Raw genomic sequence first — 21,148 nt, forward strand, 5'->3', positions numbered from 1 at the left:
CTGCGCCAACCGCCGCTCCGGCGGCCGCACAGGCCGCGACGCCAGCGGTAACGCCAGCCGCCGCCAGCGATGCGCCTGCCGACGCCGCTCAGCCGCCGGTGACGGCGCCGCAGGCCCAGACGGTTGCCTCAACCCCGGCCAACCCTGCTGCCGAACTGAAAATCTATGACACCACCAGCCAGCCGATGAGCCAGCTGCTGGCCCAGGTGCAGCAGGACGGCGCGACCATCGTCATCGGCCCGCTGCTTAAAAACAACGTCGAAGAGGTCATTAAAAGCAACACCTCCCTGAACGTTCTCGCGCTGAACCAGCCGGAAAAAGTCGAGAACCGCGCCAATATCTGCTATTTCGCCCTCTCCCCGGAGGACGAAGCGCGCGATGCGGCCCGCCATATTCACGATCAGGGCAAGCAGACTCCGCTGCTGCTGGTTCCGCGCGGAGCGCTGGGCGATCGCGTGGTCAGCGCCTTTGCCAACGAGTGGCTTAAGATCGGCGGCGGCACGGTTTTACAGCAGCGTATTGGCTCAACCTCCGAGCTGAAGTCCAGCGTCAACGGCGGTATCTCGTTGACCGGTAGCCCGGTGTCCACCCTGCCTTCCGCTCAGGATAGCGCGCTGGGTAGCCCGAGCGACGTGCCGGTCAGCAGCGGCGGCAGCGTCGATGCCGCCTGGATCCTCGCGACGCCGGAACAAATTGGCTACATCAAACCGATGATTGCCCTGCGCAACGGCAGCCAAAGCAGCGTGACCCTGTACGCCAGCTCTCGCAGCGCTCAGGGCACCGCTGGCCCGGACTTCCGCCTGGAAATGGACGGCCTGCAGTACAGCGAAATCCCAATGCTCGCCGGCAGCAACCCGGCGCTGATGCAGCAGGCGCTGTCCGCCGTGCGTAACGACTACTCGCTGGCGCGCCTGTACGCGATGGGCGCCGACGCCTGGTCACTGGCCAACCATTTCTCGCAAATACGTCAGGTGCCGGGATTTGAGCTGAACGGTAACACCGGCGATCTGACGGCCACGCAGGACTGCGTGATCAACAGGAAACTGTCATGGCTCAAGTACCAGCGCGGACAGATCGTCTCGGCCAACTAGCCAAACGAACCGGCGACGCCTGGGAAGCCCGGGCCCGCCGTTGGCTGGAAAGCCAGGGACTGCGTTTTATCGCCGCCAACGCCCGCGAGCGGGGCGGCGAGATTGACCTGATAATGCGCGACGGGGCGGTTACCGTCTTTGTCGAAGTGCGCTATCGTCGTAGCGCAGGCTACGGCGATGCCGCCTCCAGCGTCACGCTGAAAAAGCAACAACGACTCCTCCATGCCGCGCGTCTGTGGCTCTCCCGACATAATGGGAGCTTTGATACTGTGGATTGCCGTTTCGATGTGGTAGCCTTCACCGGAAACGACATCCAATGGCTGAAAAACGCCTTTGGCGAATAGCGTAAACGAATTTAAGGGATCCCGTGCTCGATAGAATTAAAGCCTGCTTCACTGAAAGCATTCAAACCCAAATTGCAGCAGCGGAAGCACTCCCGGACGCCATCTCCCGCGCGGCGATGACCCTCGTGCAGTCACTCCTCAACGGCAACAAAATCCTCTGTTGTGGCAACGGCACCTCTGCCGCCAATGCACAGCATTTTGCTGCCAGCATGATCAATCGTTTCGAAACGGAGCGCCCTGGTTTACCTGCCATTGCACTAAATACCGATAATGTGGTCTTAACGGCAATAGCCAACGATCGCCTGCATGACGAAGTTTACGCCAAGCAGGTGCGCGCGCTTGGGCACGCTGGTGATGTACTGCTGGCGATCTCCACCCGCGGCAATAGTCGGGATATCGTAAAAGCCGTCGAAGCGGCCGTCACTCGCGATATGACCATCGTTGCATTAACCGGCTATGACGGCGGCGAGCTGGCCGGCCTGCTGGGTCAGCAGGACGTCGAAATTCGCATTCCCTCGCATCGCAGCGCGCGTATTCAGGAAATGCATATGCTTACCGTCAACTGTCTGTGCGATTTGATTGATAACACGCTTTTTCCACACCAGGACGAATAAGGAGAACACATGAAGGCTCTCTCGCCCCTCGCCATCCTTCTTTCTGCGCTACTGCTTCAGGGATGCGTTGCCGCAGCAGTCGTCGGAACGGCAGCAGTCGGCACCAAGGCCGCAACGGACCCGCGTACGGTTGGCACACAGGTCGATGACAGTACGCTTGAGCTACGCGTCAACAGCGCGTTGTCGAAAGATGAACAAATTAAGAAGCAGGCCCGCATTAACGTCACCGCCTACCAGGGCAAAGTCCTGCTGACCGGTCAATCTCCGGTGGCCGATCTCTCCGCGCGCGCGAAGCAAATTGCGATGGGCGTCGAAGGAACCACGGAAGTCTTTAACGAAGTGCGTCAGGGCCAGCCGATCGGTCTCGGCACCGCCTCTTCGGATACCTGGATTACCACCAAGGTTCGCTCCCAGCTGCTGGGCACTGACCAGGTGAAATCATCGAACGTGAAGGTGACCACCGAGAACGGGGAAGTGTTCCTGATGGGGCTGGTAACCGACCGCGAAGGTCGCGCTGCGGCGGATATCGCCAGCCGGGTCAGCGGCGTTTCTCGCGTCACCACCGCGTTTACCTATATCAAGTAAGTACCGTATCCCGGGCGACAACCCCTCAGCGTTGTCGCCCGGAAAAACCATCACAGTAACGCCAGCCCGCCAACAATCGCGCCGCACAGCGCCACCAGCCCGCCGGTCAGCCAAAGGGCCTTCGCCGGAAACGCCTTATGCAGCATAATCAGCGACGGTACGCTGACCGCAGGCAGAGTGATCAGCAGCGCCAGCGCCGGCGCAACGCCCATTCCCGCCAGCATCATGGTCTGAACGATAGGGATCTCCGCCGCCGTCGGGATAACGAACAGGCAGCCGGCTATCGCCATCGCCAGGACCCAGAACAGGGTGTTACCGATCGCGCCGTCGGCGTGCGGGAACAGCCAGACGCGCGCGGCGCCCAGCGCCAGCACCGCCAGAATATAGACCGGGATCGTGTTCCAGAACAGCGTCCACAGCGCCCGCAGCCAGCGGCTGAAGAAACCGCCCTCGGCAGTTTGCGGGGAAACGTCGGGCACCGCCGCCGGCTGAGTCGCGGCCTCTTTCACCCATTTTTGTACCAGCGTCGCCACCACCAGCACGGTCGCGAGACCGGCCACCAGACGAATCAAGGCAAACTGCCAGCCCAGCACAAATCCCATGAACACCAGCGTCGCCGGATTCAGCAGCGGGTTACCCATCCAGAACGCCAGCGCGCCGCCCATCGACACCTGCTGCTTACGCATGCCCGCCGCCACCGGCGCGGCGCAGCAGGTACACATCATGCCGGGCAGAGCGAAAATCGCCCCCAGCAGCGTACCGCGAAAACGCGATTGCCCCAGCGTGCGCAGCAGCCAGTTGCGCGGGATCAGCACCTGAATCAGCGAGCCCAGCAGCACGCCCAGCACCGCCGCTTTCCAGACCGCCAGGAAGTAGACCAGCGCGTAGTCCCACGCGGCTTTTATCGGGTTGCTGTCGGCCTGGGCGAGAATAGATTTTCCAATGCTATGCGTTTCTGCGGCGGTGAAGGCCTTACCGTAATAGGGCTGCCATTTAACGAACCACAGGCCAACGATGACGACGAGAAAAAAGAGCGCGGGCTTCCACCATTGAAAAGATGATGCCGCCTGAGATGAAGACTGACCAGTCATAGCATTCCCCAGCAAGAAATGTGGTTATACAGAGAAGCGCTGAATACTACGCCTCGCTGGCGGCGATTTCACGCAGTTTTGCCGATGGCAGAACGGTGACACCTTCCTGAGCGGGCGCGAGCGCTTCGCTGAGCATCGCCTGTGCGACGTCGCGGGCGTCGATAGACTTCCAGTTCCCCGGCAGCAGGCGGAACAGCGGCGCCAGCAGCGCTTCATTGGCGCGCCTGTTGTCCCGCTCGCCCAGCAGCATAGAGGGGCGAAGGATCGTCAGATTGCGCCACGCCTGGGCGCGCAGCGCCTGCTCCATTTCCCCTTTGACGCGATTGTAGAAAAACAGCGAATGCGGGTCGGCTCCCATGGCGCTGATGACCAGCATATGTTTCGCCCCCAGCCGTAGTCCGGTTAGCGCCGTATCCACCACCAGCGTATAGTCAGCATGAATAAAGGCCGCTTTGCTCCCCGCCTCGCGTCGCGTGGTGCCCAGGCAGCAAAAGACGGTGTCTATCGGATCAACGACCTGCGCCAGCGCATCGCTCAGCTGGGGGTCATGGGGATTGAATACCCCCTGCGTATCCGCCAGCGGGCGGCGAGTGGGCGCGGCTATCGTCGAAACGGTCGGCTCGCGCACCAGCATTCGAAGTAAGTGCCCACCAACCAAACCGGTCGCGCCTGTTATCAGCACCTGGCTCATGATCTCTCCTGAGGTTCCGCCGCGACGGGCGGCGGATAGCTTGAGAAAAAGTATGCAGGAAAAGGGAGGAATTGCACGTCTGCCTGGGGAATTACTCTCTCGCAGCCTCGCGCTGCCAGTACAGCTTCTTGCCAAAGCCGAGGGTATTGTCGGTAAACTTGAGCTCGTCGGGGCGGATTTCCCACACCGCTGCCGGCAGCGCGCGGGCAACCGGGAAGCGCCTCACGTAGCGCTGGCGCATCTCTGCCTCCTCTTCTCCGTGAAGCCGGCGAATCTCGCCTTTAAACTGAACTCCGCGGATCAGCGCCACGGTTTTCGGCTGACCGTTTACCGTCCCGGCAACCTTAGCGCGCTCGCCGGTCATTTGACCGTGGCGAGTTTTCTCGTCGCTAAGAAGATAAAATGCTACGTTTTCAGGATCATAAATATAGAAAGCGTTGGCACACCAGAGCTCACCCTCGCTGGCGACGCACCAGGTGACGACGTGCTGTTTGCCCAGCCAGCGGCCGATCGCGGCAAGCGTATCCATCTTTTTTCTCCAGTATGCTATGGTGCACACACCTTAACATACCGACCTTTGGACCGTGCGCTGGTTTCTCTATTTGATTCGTGCCGCCGATAATCGCCTCTATACCGGGATTACCACCGACGTCTCTCGCCGCTTTTGTCAGCATCAGGATGGCAAAGGAGCGAAAGCTCTACGCGGGAAAGGCGCGCTGCAGTTGGCCTTTAGTCAGGAAGTTGGTGAACACTCACTAGCGCTGAGACTGGAGTATCGCATCAAGCAGCTAACGAAGCGCCAGAAGGAGCGCCTCGTTGCCGGAGATGGTACGTTTGAAGCCCTGCTGGAGAGCCTTAGAAGCGATTGAAGTGGTCGCTGTACTCGACCAGTCCGTGGACCCCTTGCAGCGCGTCATCGGCCAGAGGGCGTACCTGAAATGCCTCAGAGGTGTCAGGCCAGCGGCAGCGCAGATCGAAACGCGCGGCCGGTTCAAAGCCCAGGCGGCCGTACAGCGCCGGCTCGCCGAGGGTAACGACCGCGGCGTAGCTAAATTCATTCAGCGAATCCAGCCCTTCATAGACCAGCTGGCGGCCAATCCCCTGACCGCGGTAGCTTTCATCTACCGCCAGCGGCGCCATGCCAACCCACTGCAGCTCTTCGCCTTCAACGGAGACCGGACTGAAGGCAACGTAGCCAACCACCTGACCTTCATCGTCCGTTGCCACCACGCCTAGCGTGATCAGGCCATCTTCCCGTAAATCGTGCACCAGCTGTGCTTCGGCATCGCCGCCGAAGGTTCGGCGCAGCAACGCGTCGATTCCCGGTGCATCAATTCCAATTTCAACTCGAATCAGCATGCCTCACCTACCGATGTCTGTTCAGGTTTCCGCGGGCTGCTTAGGCCAGCTTCAACAAAATCCGCCAGTTGCAGCAGCATTATGCGCAGCGCTTTCGGCATCTGCTCCAGCTCAATGGCATCCATCAGGTTTTTTACGTACAGCCCCAGCTCGGTATCGCCTTCGATAACCAGCCGACGCTGGAAGAACAGCGTATCCGGATCCTGCTTACGCGCCGCGATCATCAGCAGATCGCTGGCATCAGCGCTAAAGCTGACGTCCGCTTCTGCCGTCGGGCTAACCACCAGCCGACCCTCGCTCACTGAGGTATACCACAGCAGGCCAATATCGCGCACATTAATACTTAACCAGCGGCCTTCGAGAAAATCCAGTTCTCCATCCGCCAGCGCCTGACGAAACTGCCAGCTGAGCACCTGCTCCAGCACCTGGCGCTTGAGGGCAAAAGGCGCCAGCTTAACCGGCACGCTCATCAAAGACGGGCCAAAGTGGACCAGCCGGGAACGCAATTTATCCAACACAAGCTTTACTCCATGAAAGCGACAGTTCCGCTATTGTGCCATATCAAATAAACAACATAGCGGCGTAAATCAACAAAATCACCATGACGGGTACCTATTATTGGCGCCACCAATACGCTTTTAACTGCCTCAAATCAAAAATTGTCACCAGAAGGTTAACTAAAATCCCTGCTCGTTAACCATTCAGCGTCGCCGACAGGCCGCGTTTTTCAGGAAAAATTATGGAGCTGCTCTGCCCAGCCGGTAACCTCCCGGCGCTTAAGGCGGCCATCGAAAACGGTGCCGATGCCGTGTATATCGGGCTGAAAGATGACACCAACGCCCGCCACTTTGCCGGTCTTAATTTCACCGAAAAGAAGCTGCAGGAAGCCGTCAGCTTCGTCCATCAGCATCGCCGCAAGCTGCATATTGCGATCAACACCTTCGCCCACCCGGACGGCTACGCCCGCTGGCAGCGCGCGGTGGATATGGCCGCCCAGCTGGGGGCCGATGCCCTGATCCTCGCCGATATCGCCATGCTGGAATATGCCGCCGAGCGCTATCCGCATATTGAACGTCACGTGTCGGTTCAGGCGTCTGCGACCAACGAAGAGGCGGTGCGCTTCTACCACCGCAATTTCGACGTCGCCCGCGTGGTGCTGCCGCGCGTGCTCTCCATCCATCAGGTCAAACAGCTGGCGCGCGTCACCCCGGTTCCGCTGGAGGTCTTCGCCTTCGGCAGCCTGTGCATTATGGCGGAAGGCCGCTGCTATCTCTCCTCGTACCTGACCGGCGAGTCGCCAAATACCGTCGGCGCCTGTTCGCCCGCGCGCTTCGTTCGCTGGCAGCAGACTCCGCAGGGCCTGGAGTCGCGCCTGAATGAAGTCCTGATTGACCGCTATCAGGACGGCGAGAACGCCGGCTACCCCACCCTGTGCAAAGGCCGCTATCTGGTCGACGGCGAGCGCTATCACGCGCTGGAAGAGCCCACCAGCCTGAATACCCTTGAGCTGCTGCCGGAGCTGATGGCGGCGAATATCGCCTCGGTGAAAATTGAAGGCCGCCAGCGCAGCCCGGCCTACGTCACCCAGGTGGCGAAGGTCTGGCGTCAGGCCATCGATCGCTGTAAAGCCTCCCCGCAGGATTTTGTCCCACAATCCGCATGGATGGAGACTCTCGGCGCAATGTCCGAGGGGACGCAAACCACCCTTGGCGCCTATCACCGTAAATGGCAGTGAGAAACGTGATGAAATATTCATTAGGGCCGGTGCTGTACTACTGGCCAAAAGAGACGCTGGAAGATTTTTACCAGCAGGCGACAGGCTGTAGCGCCGAGACGATTTATCTCGGGGAAGCGGTATGCAGCAAGCGCCGCGCGACCAAAGTCGGCGACTGGATCGATATGGCAAGAATGCTGGCGAGCAGCGGCAAGCAGGTGGTCCTCTCGACCCTCGCCCTGGTTCAGGCCTCCTCTGAGCTGGGGGAGCTGAAACGCTACGTCGACAACGGTGAGTTTTTGATTGAGGCCAGCGATCTGGGGGTCGTCAATATGTGCGCTGAACGCAAGCTGCCGTTCGTCGCCGGCCATGCGCTCAACTGCTATAACGCCGTGACCCTGCGCCTGCTGCTCAGGCAGGGAATGGTGCGCTGGTGCATGCCGGTCGAGCTTTCCCGCGACTGGCTGATGAACCTGTTGACGCAGTGTGAAGAGCTGGGGATCCGCGAGCGGTTCGAGGTTGAAGTGCTGAGCTATGGCCACCTGCCGCTGGCCTACTCCGCGCGCTGCTTTACCGCCCGCTCGGAAGACAAACCGAAGGATGAGTGCGAAACCTGCTGCATCAAGTACCCCAACGGCCGCGACGTGCTGTCGCAGGAAAACCAGCAGGTCTTTGTGCTCAACGGCATTCAGACCATGAGCGGATACGTCTATAACCTCGGCAACGAGCTGGCGTCGATGCGCGGCCTGGTCGATATGGTTCGCCTGTCGCCGATGGATGACAAGGTCTTTGCCACGCTCGATGCCTTCCGGGCAAACGAAAACGGCGCCTCGCCGCTGCCGCTCACCGCCAACAGCGAGTGCAATGGCTACTGGAAACGGCTGGCCGGGCTGGAGCTACAGAGCTGATAAACCGCTCACTTTGTTAATAGCTATCGTCACTTTTTAATGCACTATTGAAGCCGCAGCTTTTCTGGCCGGCGCGCCCCGGATGCGCCAGGCTGGAAGAAGACCTTCAATCTGATGACTATGCTGTAGCAAAGTGAGCCTTTATGACTGACAAATCTATTCCGTTCTCGGTGCTCGATCTGGCACCGATCCCGCAAGGTTCTTCGGCGAAAGAAGCCTTCTCCCATTCGTTAGACCTGGCGCAGCTGGCTGAAAAACGCGGCTATCACCGCTACTGGCTGGCGGAGCACCATAATATGGTCGGTATTGCCAGCGCCGCGACGTCGGTGCTTATCGGCTATCTGGCGGCCAACACCCGCACTCTGCACCTCGGTTCCGGCGGCGTGATGCTGCCCAACCACTCGCCGCTGGTAATTGCCGAGCAGTTTGGCACGCTGAATACCCTCTATCCTGGCCGCATCGACCTCGGTCTTGGCCGCGCCCCGGGTAGCGATCAGCCCACCATGCGCGCGCTGCGCCGCCACATGAGCGGTGACGTCGATAACTTCCCGCGCGATGTTGCGGAGCTGGTTGACTGGTTCGATGCCCGTGACCCGAATCCGCACGTGCGCCCGGTGCCCGGTTACGGGGAGCAGATCCCGGTATGGCTGCTTGGATCCAGCCTCTACAGCGCCCAGCTGGCGGCGCAGCTCGGCCTGCCGTTTGCCTTCGCTTCGCACTTTGCACCAGACATGCTGTTCCAGGCTCTGCACCTGTACCGCACGCATTTCAAACCCTCGGCGCGACTGGAAAAACCGTATGCGATGGTGTGCATCAACATTGTTGCCGCCGACAGTAACCGCGATGCGGAGTTCCTGTTTACCTCAATGCAGCAGGCTTTCGCTAAGCTACGCCGGGGTGAAACCGGCCAGCTGCCGCCTCCGGTGGAGAATATGCATCAGCTGTGGTCTGCCTCCGAGCAATACGGCGTACAGCAGGCGTTGAGCATGTCTCTGGTCGGGGATAAGGCGAAGGTCCGTCACGGTCTGGAGTCGATATTGCGCGAAACCCAGGCCGACGAGCTGATGGTTAACGGCCAGATTTTCGATCATCAGGCGCGCCTGCACTCGTTTGAGCTGGCAATGCAGGTGAAAGAGGAGCTGTTGGGTTAACGTCCGTCCCGCTTCCCGGCCGCGCGTAATGCTGGCCGGGAAGCGAAATCGTTATTGATAAACCGGCAGAACGTTAAAGCTCGATAAGAAGTGGACGATAACGTTGCCGATACCGAATAACAGAATCAGCGCAATCATCGGCTTTCCGCCCCAAACGCGGAATTGTGGGCTACCGAAGCGCTTGCGCGATGCGCGAGCCAGCAGAGCCGGGACGATTGCCGCCCAGATGGTTGCCGCCAGTCCCGCATAGCCGATGGCATACAGGAAGCCGTTCGGCCACAGCAGGCCACCGATAACCGGCGGTACGAAGGTCAGGAGCGCGGTCTTAAAGCGCCCCAGCGCGGAGTCATCGAAACCGAACAGGTCTGCCAGATAATCAAACAGCCCCAGCGTCACGCCGAGGAACGAGCTGGCTACCGCAAAGTTTGAGAACACCACCAGCAGCAGATCCAGGCTGCGGCTGTTCAGCACGCCGCTCAGAGCCTGCACCAGGACATCAATGTTACCGCCCTTCTGCGCGATGCCGATAAACTCCGCGCGCGGGATATTGCCCATCGTCACCAGCAGCCAGATAACGTACAGCCCCAGCGCCAGCAGCGTGCCGTAAACCAGGCAGCGCGTAATGGTGCGCGGATCTTTACCGTAGTACTTCATCAGGCTGGGGACGTTGCCGTGATAGCCGAAGGATGCCAGGCAAAACGGCAGCGTCATCAGCAGGTACGGCATATAGGATGCGTTTTGCTCGGCAACGTTGAACAACGTCGTCGGCTGTACGTGTCCCAGCAGGCTGCCGAAGGTCAGGAAAAACGTAATGACCTTCGCTCCCAGCACAATCGCCGTCATGCGGCTTACCGCCCTGGTGCTCAGCCAGACGACAAAGGCCACCAGCAGGGCAAAGCCCAATCCTGCCGCCCGCGCCGGAACGTTGAGCGACATCTCGGAAAAGGTATGGTGCAATATTGAGCCGCTGGCCGAGATGTAGGCGTAGGTGAGGATATAGAGCACGAAGGCAATCGACACGCCGTTAATCAGGTTCCAGCCTCTGCCGAGCAGATCTTTGGTGATGGTATCGAAGCTGGAGCCAATGCGGTAATTCAGGTTGGCTTCCAGAATCATCAGCCCGGAATGCAGCATGCAGAACCAGGTGAAAACCAGAGCCGCCAGCGACCAGAAGAACCACGCGCCGGACATGACCACCGGCAGCGAGAACATGCCCGCGCCAATAATGGTTCCGCCGATAATCACCACGCCGCCAATTAAGGACGGGCGCGATGCCGTAGTGGTTAGTGTCGCCATTTAGCGTAATCTCCAGTCAATAATACTTTGCTCATCGTTAGCGTGCAGCACTGTACCAGTACACGAGTACAATTGAAATAAAAAAAGCCCCAATCGTTAAGATCGGGGCTGTATCATTTACTTTACGCTAGCGGAAGCTAATTACGCATCGCCACCGAAACGACGACGGCTTGAAGAGTCATCCCGACGCGCGGCGGAATCTTCGCGACGCGGCGCTGAATCATCACGGCGCGGAGCATGACCTTCACGACGCGGTGCCTGGCCTTCACGACGTTCGCCGCTGAAACGACGACCATCACCACGACCGCCTTCGCGACGTTCACCGCCGAAACCACGACCGCCTTCACGACGTTCGCCACCGAAAGCACGACCGCCTTCACGACGTTCACCGCCGCCACGACGCTCAGGGCGCGGCTGGGCATCGCCCATCAGCTGCATGTTCATCGGCTTGTTCAGGATACGGGTACGAGTAAAGTGCTGCAGCACTTCGCCCGGCATGCCTTTCGGCAGCTCGATCGTTGAGTGGGTACCGAACAGCTTGATGTTACCGATGTAACGGCTGCTGATGTCGCCTTCGTTAGCGATAGCGCCAACGATGTGACGAACTTCAACACCATCGTCGCGGCCCACTTCAATGCGATACAGTTCCATATCGCCAACGTCACGACGCTCGCGTTTAGGGCGATCTTCACCGCTACGCTCAGGACGGTCGCCACGCGGGCCACGGTCATTGCGATCGTTACGGTCATTACGACGTTCGAAACGATCGTCGCGATCGCGGAATTCGCGTTTAGCACGCATCGGCGCATCCGGCGGCAGGATCAGAGGACGTTCGCCCTGAGCCATTTTCAGCAGTGCTGCGGCCAGAGTTTCGATATCCAGCTCTTCGCCTTCAGCGGACGGCTTGATGTTCGTCAGCAGCGCACGGTACTGATCCAGATCGCTGCTTTCCAGCTGCTGCTGAACTTTAGCGGCGAATTTTTCCAGACGGCGTTTGCCCAGCAGCTCTGCGTTCGGCAGCTCTACTTCCGGAATGGTCAGCTTCATGGTGCGTTCGATGTTACGCAGCAGACGGCGTTCGCGGTTCTCAACGAACAGCAGCGCACGGCCTGCACGACCTGCACGACCGGTACGGCCGATACGGTGAACGTAAGATTCGGAGTCCATCGGGATGTCGTAGTTAACAACCAGGCTGATACGCTCAACGTCAAGGCCACGGGCCGCAACGTCGGTCGCAATCAGGATGTCCAGACGACCATCTTTCAGACGCTCCAGAGTCTGCTCACGCAGGGACTGGTTCATGTCACCGTTCAGCGCGGCGCTGTTATAGCCGCTACGCTCCAGCGCTTCGGCCACTTCCAGGGTCGCGTTTTTGGTACGAACGAAGATAATCGCCGCATCAAAATCTTCCGCTTCCAGGAAACGCACCAGCGCTTCGTTTTTACGCATGCCGTAAGCAGTCCAGTAGCTCTGGCTGATGTCCGGGCGAGTGGTTACGCTGGACTGGATGCGCACTTCCTGCGGCTCTTTCATAAAGCGGCGGGTAATACGACGGATCGCTTCCGGCATGGTGGCAGAGAACAGAGCGGTCTGATGACCTTCCGGGATCTGAGCCATAATCGTTTCTACGTCTTCGATGAAGCCCATGCGCAGCATTTCGTCAGCTTCATCCAGCACCAGACCGCTCAGCTTAGAGAGATCCAGAGTACCGCGCTTCAGGTGGTCAAGCAGACGACCCGGGGTACCGACAACAATTTGTGGTCCCTGGCGCAGAGCACGCAGCTGCACGTCATAACGCTGGCCGCCGTAAAGGGCTACCACGTTTACGCCGCGCATATGTTTAGAGAAGTCCGTCATCGCTTCAGCAACCTGTACCGCCAGTTCGCGGGTCGGCGCCAGCACCAGGATTTGCGGTGCTTTGAGCTCAGGATCAAGATTGTTCAGCAGCGGTAAAGAGAACGCTGCGGTTTTACCGCTACCCGTCTGGGCCATACCCAGAACATCGCGGCCGCCCAGCAGATGCGGAATGCATTCAGCCTGGATCGGAGATGGTTTTTCGTAACCCAGATCGTTAAGGGCTTCAAGGATAGGAGCCTTCAGGCCCAGATCTGCAAAAGTGGTTTCGAATTCAGCCATGTAGTACGTGTGCCTCAAAATTAATGGCGGCCAGTCTACATAACTCAACGTGAAAATTTACAGTAATTTTCATTGAAAAGTGTGAACCGGCTCAAAGTAGGTGTATTAACGAACAACAACGCCCTCACCCGTGAAGGTGATGGCAATAAAAATTTGGGCTGATGTTTGTTCGTCAGCTATTGCTGGTCCGATTCTGCCAGGTCATCTTGCTCCTGGCCCAAGAGCGATAATTCCAACAATGCGTATCGGTGCTCAACGTAGTTGTGAACGTTGTTTGCGACCGCCAGTTTGAACAGTGCCGTAGCGCTGTCCTTGTCCCCCAGACTTAGGTAGTACTTACCTAAATAGAAGTTGGTTTCACTGAGATGCTCAGCGAGCGAGGTGTTATCCGTTGCGTCTGCCTTCAAACGATCCATCAGCGTTTTTTCGCTGATATCGTTAAGGTAGAACTCGACAATGTTCCATCCCCATTGCTCTTTGTCCGATTTGTCGAAGCGCTGTTTTAGTGCTTCAAGCGCCTGCTTCTCGTCGAGTTTGCGCTCAGCGAGATAAAGCCACAGGCTACGGAAAGGATCATTGGGATCGTCTTGATAAAACGCCAGCAGATCATCTTGCGCTAACTTAGCACGACCCCCGTAATACAGGGCGATGCCGCGATTTAAGTGCGCGTAGTTATAAGTTGGATCAAGCTCAAGTACAGAATCAAACGCTTCATAGGCAGCATCAAAATTGCCTGCCTGCGTTAAATATATGCCTAAGTAGTTGAATACTTCGGGCATATCAGGTCGGATTGCCAGCGCTTGTGAAAAATCGTTTCGCGCTAGTGCCCTCAGACCGAGACTATCATACAACACTCCGCGCTCATATAAAAGCTGTGCGCGTTCATCATCGGTTAAAGCCCGACTGGCAAGAATTTGTTCCATGCGCGCCAGAATCACTTCTTGCTGCAAAGTCGGTTGCAATGGCACCGCGAGGACTGCGTCCTTACGCCAGGCAGAGCTGCTGCATCCTGCCAGCGTGAGAGCTGTCGCCACGAAACACCAGCGCAAAAAAGGCTTCATTTCCCACTCCCGAAGACAACGATTGGATGAACGTCCAGTTCCCCGGCTGCAAACAAGGCGTCCTGCCCGTAATACGCCCTCCGCAAACGCGGAGGGCAAACGGCAACCTTACTCGCCCTGCTCTGCGACCGGAGCTTCCGGTGCGCTGACAGGCTGAGTCTGCTCAGTTGCTTCTTTGATGCTCAGACGGACGCGGCCCTGACGGTCAACTTCCAGAACCTTAACCGGCACTTCCTGACCCATCTGCAGGTAATCGGTGACTTTCTCTACGCGCTTGTCGGCGATCTGAGAAATATGCACCAGACCTTCTTTACCGCCGCCGATGGCAACGAATGCGCCAAAGTCAACGATACGGGTCACTTTACCATTGTAGATACGGCCAACTTCGATCTCAGCGGTAATCTCTTCGATACGACGAATCGCGTGCTGCGCTTTGTCGCCGTCGGTCGCTGCGATTTTCACGGTACCGTCATCTTCGATTTCGATGGTGGTGCCGGTCTCTTCAGTCAGCGCACGGATGACGGAGCCGCCCTTACCGATAACGTCTTTGATCTTGTCCGGGCTGATCTTGATGGTGTGGATACGCGGTGCGAATTCTGAGATGTCGCCGCGCGGCGCGTTAATCGCCTGCTCCATGACGCCCAGGATGTGCAGACGCGCACCTTTAGCCTGATTCAGAGCAACCTGCATGATCTCTTTGGTGATACCTTCAATTTTGATATCCATCTGCAGAGCAGAGATACCGTCGCGGGAACCCGCAACTTTGAAGTCCATATCGCCGAGGTGATCTTCGTCGCCCAGAATATCGGACAGAACGACGTAGTTGTCGCCTTCTTTCACCAGACCCATCGCGATACCCGCAACGGAGGCTTTAATCGGCACGCCGGCGTCCATCAGTGCCAGAGAGGCGCCGCAAACGGAAGCCATGGAAGAAGAGCCGTTAGACTCGGTGATTTCAGAAACCACGCGAACGGTGTACGGGAACTCTTCGGTGGTCGGCATCACGGCCAGCACGCCGCGCTTAGCCAGACGACCGTGACCAATTTCACGACGCTTCGGTGAACCCACCATTCCGGTCTCGCCTACGGAGTACGGAGGGAAGTTGTAGTGGAACAGGAAGGAGTCGGTACGATCGCCCATCAGCTCATCAATGTTCTGTGCGTCACGCGCGGTGCCCAGGGTCGCGGTAACCAGCGCCTGAGTTTCGCCACGGGTGAACAGTGCGGAACCGTGGGTACGCGGCAGTACGCCGGTACGAACGTCCAGACCACGAATCATATCTTTTTCACGGCCATCGATGCGCGGCTCGCCTGCCAGTACGCGGCTACGAACGGCATTTTTCTCGATAGCGTGCAGAATTTCACCCAGCTCGTTAGCGTCCAGGGTTTCATCTTCAGCGGTCAGCGTGGCGATAGTTTCAGCTTTGATCACGCCAATCTGAGCATAGCGCTCTTGTTTGTCAGTGATGCGGTAAGCATCGCTCAGGCGAGCTTCAGCCAGGGCTGCAACGCGGGCATTCAGCGCGGCGTCTACGACTTCCGGCTGCCATTCCCAGCGCGGTTTACCCGCTTCTTTTACCAGATCGTTGATGGTCTGAATAACAATCTGCTGCTGCTCGTGGCCGAACACCACCGCGCCCAGCATCTGGTCTTCGCTCAGCAGTTCTGCTTCAGATTCAACCATCAGGACCGCAGCTTCGGTACCGGCAACAACCAGGTCCAGCTTACTCTCTTTCAGCTCATCCTGAGTCGGGTTCAGTACGTACTGGTCGTTGATGTAGCCAACGCGCGCGGAGCCGATAGGACCGTTAAACGGAATACCGGACAGGGACAGCGCAGCGGAAGCACCGATCATGGCAACGATGTCCGGGTTAACCTGCGGGTTAACGGAAACAACGGTAGCAATAACCTGAACTTCGTTAACAAAACCTTCCGGGAACAGCGGACGAACCGGGCGGTCAATCAGACGCGCAATCAGGGTTTCGCCTTCGCTTGGGCGGCCTTCACGACGGAAGAAACCACCCGGGATTTTACCTGCTGCATAGGTACGTTCTTGATAGTTTACGGTCAGCGGGAAGAAGTCCTGGCCTGGCTTCGCTTTCTTCTGGCCAACAACGGTAACGAATACCGCGGTGTCATCCATGCTTACCATGACAGCAGCAGTGGCCTGGCGGGCCATCATGCCGGTTTCCAGGGTAACGGTGTGTTGGCCGTACTGGAATTTACGAACGATCGGATTTAGCAAAATTCTATCCTTTTATCAAAAAGTGACGCTATATCGAGGATATAGCGTCAGATGACCCGATCTTCTGCATCCTCGCGACTAATGACAACCTTTACCCGCCCCTGCGGATGAAGCCTCTCATTAGCCGCGCGAACCTCTGCACGAAGATCATTAATAGCAACAATACATGAGTTTTTAGCTAATTGCTGCCGCCTGGTCGAAAAAAGGGGCCCTGAGGCCCCTTTTTCTGAAACTCGCAGAATTAGCGACGCAGACCCAGACGCTCGATCAGCGAAGAGTAACGTGCAACATCTTTACGTTTCAGGTAGTCGAGCAGTTTACGACGCTGGGAAACCATGCGCAGCAGACCACGACGGCTGTGGTGATCTTTTTTATGCTCGGAGAAGTGACCCTGCAGATGGTTAATCTGGGCAGTCAGCAGTGCAACCTGAACTTCGGTAGAACCGCTGTCGTTTTCGCCACGACCAAACTCAGAAACGATTTTTGCTTTAGCTTCAACGCTTAGAGACATTTTGAACTCCAAAAATTAAAAGAAAGAAAGGGTGCCGATCTCTAATTCAGCAACCCCTGATGCGACGCCCGAAAATGTTAAAACATTTTTGCGGACGTCAGGCGGCGATATTCTACTCGCAGCCAGCTTTTATCGCAAGAACAGCCCTCAGGCAGGGTATTCAACGACCAGACGACGCGGCGCCACGCGGCCTTCGTCATCAATCTCGCCCATGCCGAGAAACTTCTCGTCTTCACCTTCCGTTACGCGAACCAGACCCTGCTTCGGCGCGCCAGAAGTGCGGACCGGATTACCGTTTTTAAAGTATACCGCCGACGTTTCGGGAATATTAACCAACGGATAATCCGACGCCGGACTGTCCATCGGCATCAGCAGCGGATCGAGCAGCTGCGCGGCAGGGATATCCTGCTCTTGCGCCTGTTCAACCAGCGCCTGCAGCTGTTCCAGCGTCACCATACGTTCAACAGGATACTTGCTGACCGCCAGGCGGCGCAGGAAAATAACGTGCGCGCCGCAGCCTAGCTTTTCGCCTAAATCGTCGATAATCGTACGAATATAGGTCCCTTTTGAACAGTGGATTTCCAGCTCGAGCTCATCGCCTTCATGGCGAATAAACAGCAGCTCGTAGACGGTAATCGGCCGGGCTTCGCGCGGGACGTCAATCCCCTGACGGGCATATTCGTACAGCTTTTTACCCTGGTACTTCAGCGCCGAATACATGGACGGCACCTGCTGAGTCTCGCCGCGAAAGTCTTCCAGCGCAGAGGCCAGCTGAGCGTCGCTAAAGGCCAGCGGGCGCTCTTCCACAACCTGGCCATCGGCATCAGAGGTGTCAGTGCGTTGACCCAGTTTGGCAATGACGCGGTAACGCTTGTCAGAATCGAGCAGGTACTGGGAAAACTTGGTCGCTTCTCCGAGGCAAATCGGCAGCATGCCGGTTGCCAGCGGATCCAGCGCGCCGGTGTGCCCTGCCCGGTTAGCGTTATAAATACGTTTTACTTTTTGCAGTACGTCATTGCTGGAAGCCCCCTGGGGTTTATCCAGCAACAGCACGCCGTGCACATCGCGGCCGCGACGACGAGGACGACTCATTAGTCCTCCTTGACGTCGTCCGGATTCACACGACGCTCATCGTCATGCTTCACCACGCTGGTCACCAGGTTAGACATGCGCATCCCTTCGACCAGCGAGTTGTCGTAGAAGAAGGTCAGTTCCGGCACGATACGCAGACGCATCGCTTTACCCAGCAGAGAGCGGATAAACCCGGATGCTTCCTGTAACGCTTTAATACCCGCCTTAACAGCGGCTTCATCTTTGTCGTTCAGGAACGTCACGAACACTTTGGCATAGGCCAGATCGCGGGACATTTCTACGCCTGAGACGGTCGTCATCATGCCCAGGCGCGGATCTTTAATTTCGCGCTGCAGGATGATAGCAATCTCTTTTTGCATCTCCTGAGCTACGCGCTGCGGGCGACCAAATTCTTTCGCCATAATAAATTCTCCAGAATAAAGACAAAAAAGGGGCCATAAGCCCCTTTTTAGAATTATTGCCGGGTGGCGCTTCGCTAACCCGGCTTACCTTCAGCGATCTTCTGACAATGTTGGGCTGCAGCAACAGGCGCTGCGGCCCAGCAGTCGGCGAAGATTACGCGATGGTACGTTGGATCTCGATGATTTCGAACACTTCGATCATGTCGCCAACGCGAACGTCGTTGTAGTTCTTAACGCCGATACCACATTCCATGCCGTTACGGACTTCGTTAACGTCATCTTTGAAGCGGCGCAGGGATTCCAGCTCGCCTTCGTAGATAACCACGTTGTCACGCAGTACGCGGATTGGGTTGTGACGCTTAATCGTACCTTCGGTAACCATACAGCCCGCGATGGCGCCAAATTTCGGCGATTTGAACACATCACGCACTTCAGCCAGACCAATGATCTGCTGTTTCAGTTCCGGAGACAGCATGCCGCTCATTGCTGCTTTAACTTCGTCGATCAGGTTATAGATGACGGAGTAGTAGCGCAGATCCAGGCTTTCAGATTCAATCACTTTACGAGCAGAGGCATCAGCACGCACGTTGAAGCCAACCAGGATGGCGTCGGATGCCGCAGCCAGGGTCGCGTCGGTTTCGGTGATACCACCTACGCCAGAACCAATGATCTTCACTTTGACTTCGTCGGTAGACAGCTTCAGTAAAGAGTCGGAGATAGCTTCTACAGAGCCCTGAACGTCCGCTTTCAGTACCACGTTCACTTCGTGAACTTCGCCATCGGTCATGTTAGCGAACATGTTCTCAAGCTTGGACTTCTGCTGACGCGCCAGTTTGACTTCGCGGAATTTGCCCTGACGATAGAGCGCAACTTCACGCGCTTTTTTCTCGTCACGAACAACGGTCACTTCGTCACCCGCTGCCGGAACGCCGGACAGGCCGAGGATCTCAACCGGAATGGACGGACCGGCTTCCAGCACTTCCTGACCCAGTTCGTTACGCATTGCACGAACGCGGCCGTATTCGAAACCACACAGAACGATATCGCCCTTGTTCAGAGTACCTTCACGTACCAGAACGGTAGCAACCGGACCGCGACCTTTATCCAGGAAGGATTCGATAACCGCACCGCTTGCCATACCGTTACGAACGGCCTTCAGCTCCAGAACTTCAGCCTGCAGCAGGATAGCGTTCAGCAGGTCGTCGATACCGGTACCGGCTTTCGCAGAAACAGGGATGAACTGAGACTCGCCGCCCCACTCTTCCGGCATCACGCCGTACTGAGACAGTTCGGTTTTAACGCGATCCATATCCGCTTCTGGCTTATCGATTTTGTTGACCGCAACGACGACCGGCACCTGCGCTGCTTTCGCATGCTGGATAGCTTCGATAGTCTGCGGCATCACGCCATCGTCCGCGGCAACAACCAGAACAACGATATCCGTTGCCTGAGCACCACGAGCACGCATTGAGGTGAACGCGGCGTGGCCCGGGGTGTCCAGGAAGGTGATCATGCCGTTTTCAGTTTCAACGTGGTACGCACCGATGTGCTGGGTAATACCACCCGCTTCGCCGGACGCTACTTTGGTTGAACGGATATAGTCGAGCAGCGAGGTTTTACCGTGGTCAACGTGACCCATGATGGTCACAACCGGTGCACGGGCTTCTGCCGCAGCGCCGGTATCACGGTCGCTCATTACCGCTTCTTCCAGCTCGTTCTCACGACGCAGGATAACCTTGTGGCCCATCTCTTCGGCAACCAGCTGCGCGGTTTCCTGGTCGATGACCTGGTTGATGGTCGCCATTGCGCCCAGCTTCATCATCGCTTTGATGACCTGAGAGCCTTTGACCGCCATCTTGTTAGCCAGATCGCCAACGGTGATGGTTTCGCCAATGATAACGTCACGGTTCACGGCCTGAGCCGGCTTCTGGAAGCCCTGCTGCAGAGAAGAACCTTTACGCTTGCCGCCTTTACCACCGCGTACTGCCGCACGGGCTTCTTCGCGATCGGCTTTGGATTCAGCGTGCTTGTTGCCTTTCTTCTGAGGGCGTGCTGCTTTGGCGTTACGGCCACGGCCACGACCGCCTTCAACTTCACGGTCGTTGTCGTCTTCTGCCTGACGGGCATGCTGAGACGTGGTCACGTGATAGTCAGAGGTTTCTTCAACAGGCGTTTCTGGGGTTTCGGTCCAGTTCTTTTCGTTTTCTGCGGCCATACGGCGTGCATCGTCCGCCACGCGGCGCGCTTCTTCTTCAAGCTTGCGACGTGCTTCTTCTTCCGATTTACGCTTCAGCTCTGCAGCTTCGTTTTCACGGCGGCTCTTTTCAGCCTGGGCGTTTTTTGTCATTTCGTCGGTTTGTTGATTGCTCACTTTGTCTTTTTCCGCAGCTTCACGTTTCGCTTTATCAGCGACTTCACGTTTAGCTTGTTCTGCGGCCTCACGTTCAGCTTTTAATTGCGCCTCTCGCTTAGCCGTTTCTTCAGCTTCACGATGGGCCTGCTCTTCCGCTTCACGCTGCGCCTGCTCTTCCGCGGCAAGGCGTTCTGCCTCTTGCGGATCGCGTTTCACAAAGGTGCGTTTCTTGCGGACTTCGATTTGTACCGATTTGCTCTTTCCACCGGTACCTGGAATATTTAACGTGCTGCGCGTTTTGCGCTGCAGCGTCAGCTTGTCGGGCGCCGAGCCGTGTTCACGGTTCAGGTGCGTCAACAAGGTTTGCTTCTCTTGCGCGGTCACAGAGTCATCGACCGATTTGCGGATCCCTGCATCAGCAAATTGCTGTATCAGGCGATCCACAGAGGTCTGAATCTCTGAGGCCAGCGCTTTAATGGTCACATCTGTCATGCTGTTCCTTCCTG

Annotated in this window: 22 protein-coding genes; 8 read left to right on the plus strand and 14 right to left on the minus strand. The window is 57.4% G+C overall.

Going from position 1 to position 21,148, the window contains the following annotated elements; translation table 11 throughout:
• The 4 genes from PFH44_RS00615 to dolP form a co-directional block, all read left to right on the plus strand.
• Positions 1 to 1,091 (plus strand): penicillin-binding protein activator (locus tag PFH44_RS00615; protein WP_283824074.1); only part of this gene is annotated, 1,091 nt, incomplete at its 5' end.
• A complete protein-coding gene (locus PFH44_RS00620; RefSeq protein WP_045856648.1) occupies positions 1,049 to 1,435 on the plus strand; it encodes a YraN family protein in 387 nt (128 codons plus the stop codon). The genes PFH44_RS00615 and PFH44_RS00620, both read left to right, overlap by 43 nt.
• Positions 1,436 to 1,458: 23 nt before the next feature.
• Positions 1,459 to 2,049, plus strand: a complete 591-nt coding sequence (gene diaA, locus PFH44_RS00625; RefSeq protein WP_041147373.1) for a DnaA initiator-associating protein DiaA — start codon at positions 1,459 to 1,461, stop codon at positions 2,047 to 2,049.
• Between the two features lie 9 nt (positions 2,050 to 2,058).
• Positions 2,059 to 2,634, plus strand: a complete 576-nt coding sequence (gene dolP, locus PFH44_RS00630; protein WP_045856646.1) for a division/outer membrane stress-associated lipid-binding lipoprotein — start codon at positions 2,059 to 2,061, stop codon at positions 2,632 to 2,634.
• 50 nt (positions 2,635 to 2,684) lie between these two features.
• On the opposite strand, the gene PFH44_RS00635 is transcribed toward dolP, so the two are convergent.
• The 3 genes from PFH44_RS00635 to PFH44_RS00645 all read right to left on the minus strand — a co-directional run bounded on the left by PFH44_RS00635 (position 2,685) and on the right by PFH44_RS00645 (position 4,945).
• The gene (locus PFH44_RS00635; RefSeq protein ID WP_283824075.1) at positions 2,685 to 3,725 is read right to left on the minus strand and encodes a permease; all 1,041 of its coding nucleotides are present in this window, start codon (positions 3,723 to 3,725) and stop codon (positions 2,685 to 2,687) included.
• 46 nt (positions 3,726 to 3,771) lie between these two features.
• On the minus strand, positions 3,772 to 4,416 hold the full coding sequence (locus tag PFH44_RS00640) for an NAD(P)H-binding protein (protein ID WP_045856641.1): 645 nt from the start codon (positions 4,414 to 4,416) through the stop codon (positions 3,772 to 3,774).
• Positions 4,417 to 4,507: 91 nt separating this feature from the next.
• Positions 4,508 to 4,945 (minus strand): YhbP family protein, encoded by a 438-nt coding sequence (locus tag PFH44_RS00645; RefSeq protein ID WP_133600847.1) that lies wholly within the window; start codon positions 4,943 to 4,945, stop codon positions 4,508 to 4,510.
• 55 nt (positions 4,946 to 5,000) lie between these two features.
• Between PFH44_RS00645 and PFH44_RS00650 the strand changes: the two genes are divergently transcribed.
• Positions 5,001 to 5,285: a GIY-YIG nuclease family protein gene (locus PFH44_RS00650; protein ID WP_283824076.1), complete on the plus strand. Its 285-nt coding sequence runs from the start codon at positions 5,001 to 5,003 to the stop codon at positions 5,283 to 5,285.
• On the opposite strand, the gene PFH44_RS00655 is transcribed toward PFH44_RS00650, so the two are convergent.
• Together PFH44_RS00655 and ubiT are read right to left on the minus strand one after the other, a co-directional pair.
• Complete coding sequence (locus PFH44_RS00655) at positions 5,272 to 5,775, minus strand: GNAT family N-acetyltransferase (protein ID WP_045856636.1); 504 nt, start codon at positions 5,773 to 5,775, stop codon at positions 5,272 to 5,274. The two genes, PFH44_RS00650 and PFH44_RS00655, sit on opposite strands and share 14 nt — an antisense overlap.
• Positions 5,769 to 6,293: a ubiquinone anaerobic biosynthesis accessory factor UbiT gene (gene ubiT / locus PFH44_RS00660; protein ID WP_041147380.1), complete on the minus strand. Its 525-nt coding sequence runs from the start codon at positions 6,291 to 6,293 to the stop codon at positions 5,769 to 5,771. Before ubiT ends, PFH44_RS00655 begins: the two co-directional genes overlap by 7 nt.
• A gap of 221 nt (positions 6,294 to 6,514) precedes the next feature.
• Between ubiT and ubiU the strand changes: the two genes are divergently transcribed.
• The 3 genes from ubiU to PFH44_RS00675 all read left to right on the plus strand — a co-directional run bounded on the left by ubiU (position 6,515) and on the right by PFH44_RS00675 (position 9,548).
• Complete coding sequence (ubiU, locus tag PFH44_RS00665) at positions 6,515 to 7,510, plus strand: ubiquinone anaerobic biosynthesis protein UbiU (RefSeq protein WP_045856633.1); 996 nt, start codon at positions 6,515 to 6,517, stop codon at positions 7,508 to 7,510.
• A gap of 8 nt (positions 7,511 to 7,518) precedes the next feature.
• Positions 7,519 to 8,397, plus strand: a complete 879-nt coding sequence (locus tag PFH44_RS00670) for a U32 family peptidase (protein ID WP_283824078.1) — start codon at positions 7,519 to 7,521, stop codon at positions 8,395 to 8,397.
• Between the two features lie 143 nt (positions 8,398 to 8,540).
• Entirely contained in the window at positions 8,541 to 9,548 is a 1,008-nt protein-coding gene (locus PFH44_RS00675) for a luciferase-like monooxygenase (RefSeq protein ID WP_041147383.1), read from the plus strand.
• A gap of 51 nt (positions 9,549 to 9,599) precedes the next feature.
• Here PFH44_RS00675 and mtr read toward each other — a convergent pair whose 3' ends face one another.
• From mtr to infB, 9 genes are all read right to left on the minus strand, one after another.
• A complete protein-coding gene (gene mtr, locus PFH44_RS00680) occupies positions 9,600 to 10,844 on the minus strand; it encodes a tryptophan permease (protein ID WP_045856629.1) in 1,245 nt (414 codons plus the stop codon).
• A 141-nt stretch (positions 10,845 to 10,985) separates the two neighbouring features.
• Positions 10,986 to 12,980 carry a DEAD/DEAH family ATP-dependent RNA helicase gene (locus tag PFH44_RS00685; RefSeq protein WP_283824079.1) on the minus strand — a complete coding sequence of 665 codons (1,995 nt, stop codon included), beginning with the start codon at positions 12,978 to 12,980 and terminating at the stop codon, positions 10,986 to 10,988.
• Positions 12,973 to 13,053, minus strand: coding sequence for a protein YrbN (yrbN, locus tag PFH44_RS00690; RefSeq protein ID WP_115191791.1), 81 nt, complete (start codon positions 13,051 to 13,053; stop codon positions 12,973 to 12,975). The genes PFH44_RS00685 and yrbN overlap by 8 nt, the downstream gene beginning before the upstream one ends.
• A gap of 103 nt (positions 13,054 to 13,156) precedes the next feature.
• Positions 13,157 to 14,041: a lipoprotein NlpI gene (nlpI, locus tag PFH44_RS00695; protein ID WP_045856624.1), complete on the minus strand. Its 885-nt coding sequence runs from the start codon at positions 14,039 to 14,041 to the stop codon at positions 13,157 to 13,159.
• Between the two features lie 108 nt (positions 14,042 to 14,149).
• Positions 14,150 to 16,285: a polyribonucleotide nucleotidyltransferase gene (gene pnp / locus PFH44_RS00700; RefSeq protein ID WP_045856622.1), complete on the minus strand. Its 2,136-nt coding sequence runs from the start codon at positions 16,283 to 16,285 to the stop codon at positions 14,150 to 14,152.
• Between the two features lie 241 nt (positions 16,286 to 16,526).
• Positions 16,527 to 16,796: a 30S ribosomal protein S15 gene (gene rpsO, locus PFH44_RS00705; protein ID WP_004868066.1), complete on the minus strand. Its 270-nt coding sequence runs from the start codon at positions 16,794 to 16,796 to the stop codon at positions 16,527 to 16,529.
• A 147-nt stretch (positions 16,797 to 16,943) separates the two neighbouring features.
• Entirely contained in the window at positions 16,944 to 17,888 is a 945-nt protein-coding gene (truB, locus tag PFH44_RS00710) for a tRNA pseudouridine(55) synthase TruB (RefSeq protein WP_045856618.1), read from the minus strand.
• Entirely contained in the window at positions 17,888 to 18,289 is a 402-nt protein-coding gene (gene rbfA, locus PFH44_RS00715; RefSeq protein WP_041147389.1) for a 30S ribosome-binding factor RbfA, read from the minus strand. The genes truB and rbfA overlap by 1 nt, the downstream gene beginning before the upstream one ends.
• Positions 18,290 to 18,443: 154 nt before the next feature.
• Positions 18,444 to 21,134, minus strand: coding sequence for a translation initiation factor IF-2 (gene infB, locus PFH44_RS00720; protein WP_045856617.1), 2,691 nt, complete (start codon positions 21,132 to 21,134; stop codon positions 18,444 to 18,446).
• Positions 21,135 to 21,148 lie beyond the last annotated feature (14 nt).

Origin of the sequence: Klebsiella sp. Ech2A (assembly GCF_030078455.1) — a bacterium.
In the GTDB taxonomy this organism is placed as follows: Bacteria; Pseudomonadota; Gammaproteobacteria; order Enterobacterales; family Enterobacteriaceae; genus Klebsiella; species Klebsiella terrigena.

What these genes read in the sequence shown, in the direction of transcription:
- PFH44_RS00640 (WP_045856641.1), bottom strand. Translation starts at nt 4,416, where the DNA reads ATGAGCCAGGTGCTGATAACAGGCGCGACCGGTTTGGTTGGTGGGCAC.
- PFH44_RS00620 (WP_045856648.1), top strand. Translation starts at nt 1,049, where the DNA reads ATGGCTCAAGTACCAGCGCGGACAGATCGTCTCGGCCAACTAGCCAAA.
- truB (WP_045856618.1), bottom strand. Translation starts at nt 17,888, where the DNA reads ATGAGTCGTCCTCGTCGTCGCGGCCGCGATGTGCACGGCGTGCTGTTG.
- PFH44_RS00685 (WP_283824079.1), bottom strand. Translation starts at nt 12,980, where the DNA reads ATGGCTGAATTCGAAACCACTTTTGCAGATCTGGGCCTGAAGGCTCCT.
- infB (WP_045856617.1), bottom strand. Translation starts at nt 21,134, where the DNA reads ATGACAGATGTGACCATTAAAGCGCTGGCCTCAGAGATTCAGACCTCT.
- yrbN (WP_115191791.1), bottom strand. Translation starts at nt 13,053, where the DNA reads ATGAAAATTACTGTAAATTTTCACGTTGAGTTATGTAGACTGGCCGCC.
- ubiU (WP_045856633.1), top strand. Translation starts at nt 6,515, where the DNA reads ATGGAGCTGCTCTGCCCAGCCGGTAACCTCCCGGCGCTTAAGGCGGCC.
- rpsO (WP_004868066.1), bottom strand. Translation starts at nt 16,796, where the DNA reads ATGTCTCTAAGCGTTGAAGCTAAAGCAAAAATCGTTTCTGAGTTTGGT.
- mtr (WP_045856629.1), bottom strand. Translation starts at nt 10,844, where the DNA reads ATGGCGACACTAACCACTACGGCATCGCGCCCGTCCTTAATTGGCGGC.
- PFH44_RS00645 (WP_133600847.1), bottom strand. Translation starts at nt 4,945, where the DNA reads ATGGATACGCTTGCCGCGATCGGCCGCTGGCTGGGCAAACAGCACGTC.
- PFH44_RS00635 (WP_283824075.1), bottom strand. Translation starts at nt 3,725, where the DNA reads ATGACTGGTCAGTCTTCATCTCAGGCGGCATCATCTTTTCAATGGTGG.
- PFH44_RS00655 (WP_045856636.1), bottom strand. Translation starts at nt 5,775, where the DNA reads ATGCTGATTCGAGTTGAAATTGGAATTGATGCACCGGGAATCGACGCG.
- PFH44_RS00670 (WP_283824078.1), top strand. Translation starts at nt 7,519, where the DNA reads ATGAAATATTCATTAGGGCCGGTGCTGTACTACTGGCCAAAAGAGACG.
- rbfA (WP_041147389.1), bottom strand. Translation starts at nt 18,289, where the DNA reads ATGGCGAAAGAATTTGGTCGCCCGCAGCGCGTAGCTCAGGAGATGCAA.
- nlpI (WP_045856624.1), bottom strand. Translation starts at nt 14,041, where the DNA reads ATGAAGCCTTTTTTGCGCTGGTGTTTCGTGGCGACAGCTCTCACGCTG.
- PFH44_RS00675 (WP_041147383.1), top strand. Translation starts at nt 8,541, where the DNA reads ATGACTGACAAATCTATTCCGTTCTCGGTGCTCGATCTGGCACCGATC.
- dolP (WP_045856646.1), top strand. Translation starts at nt 2,059, where the DNA reads ATGAAGGCTCTCTCGCCCCTCGCCATCCTTCTTTCTGCGCTACTGCTT.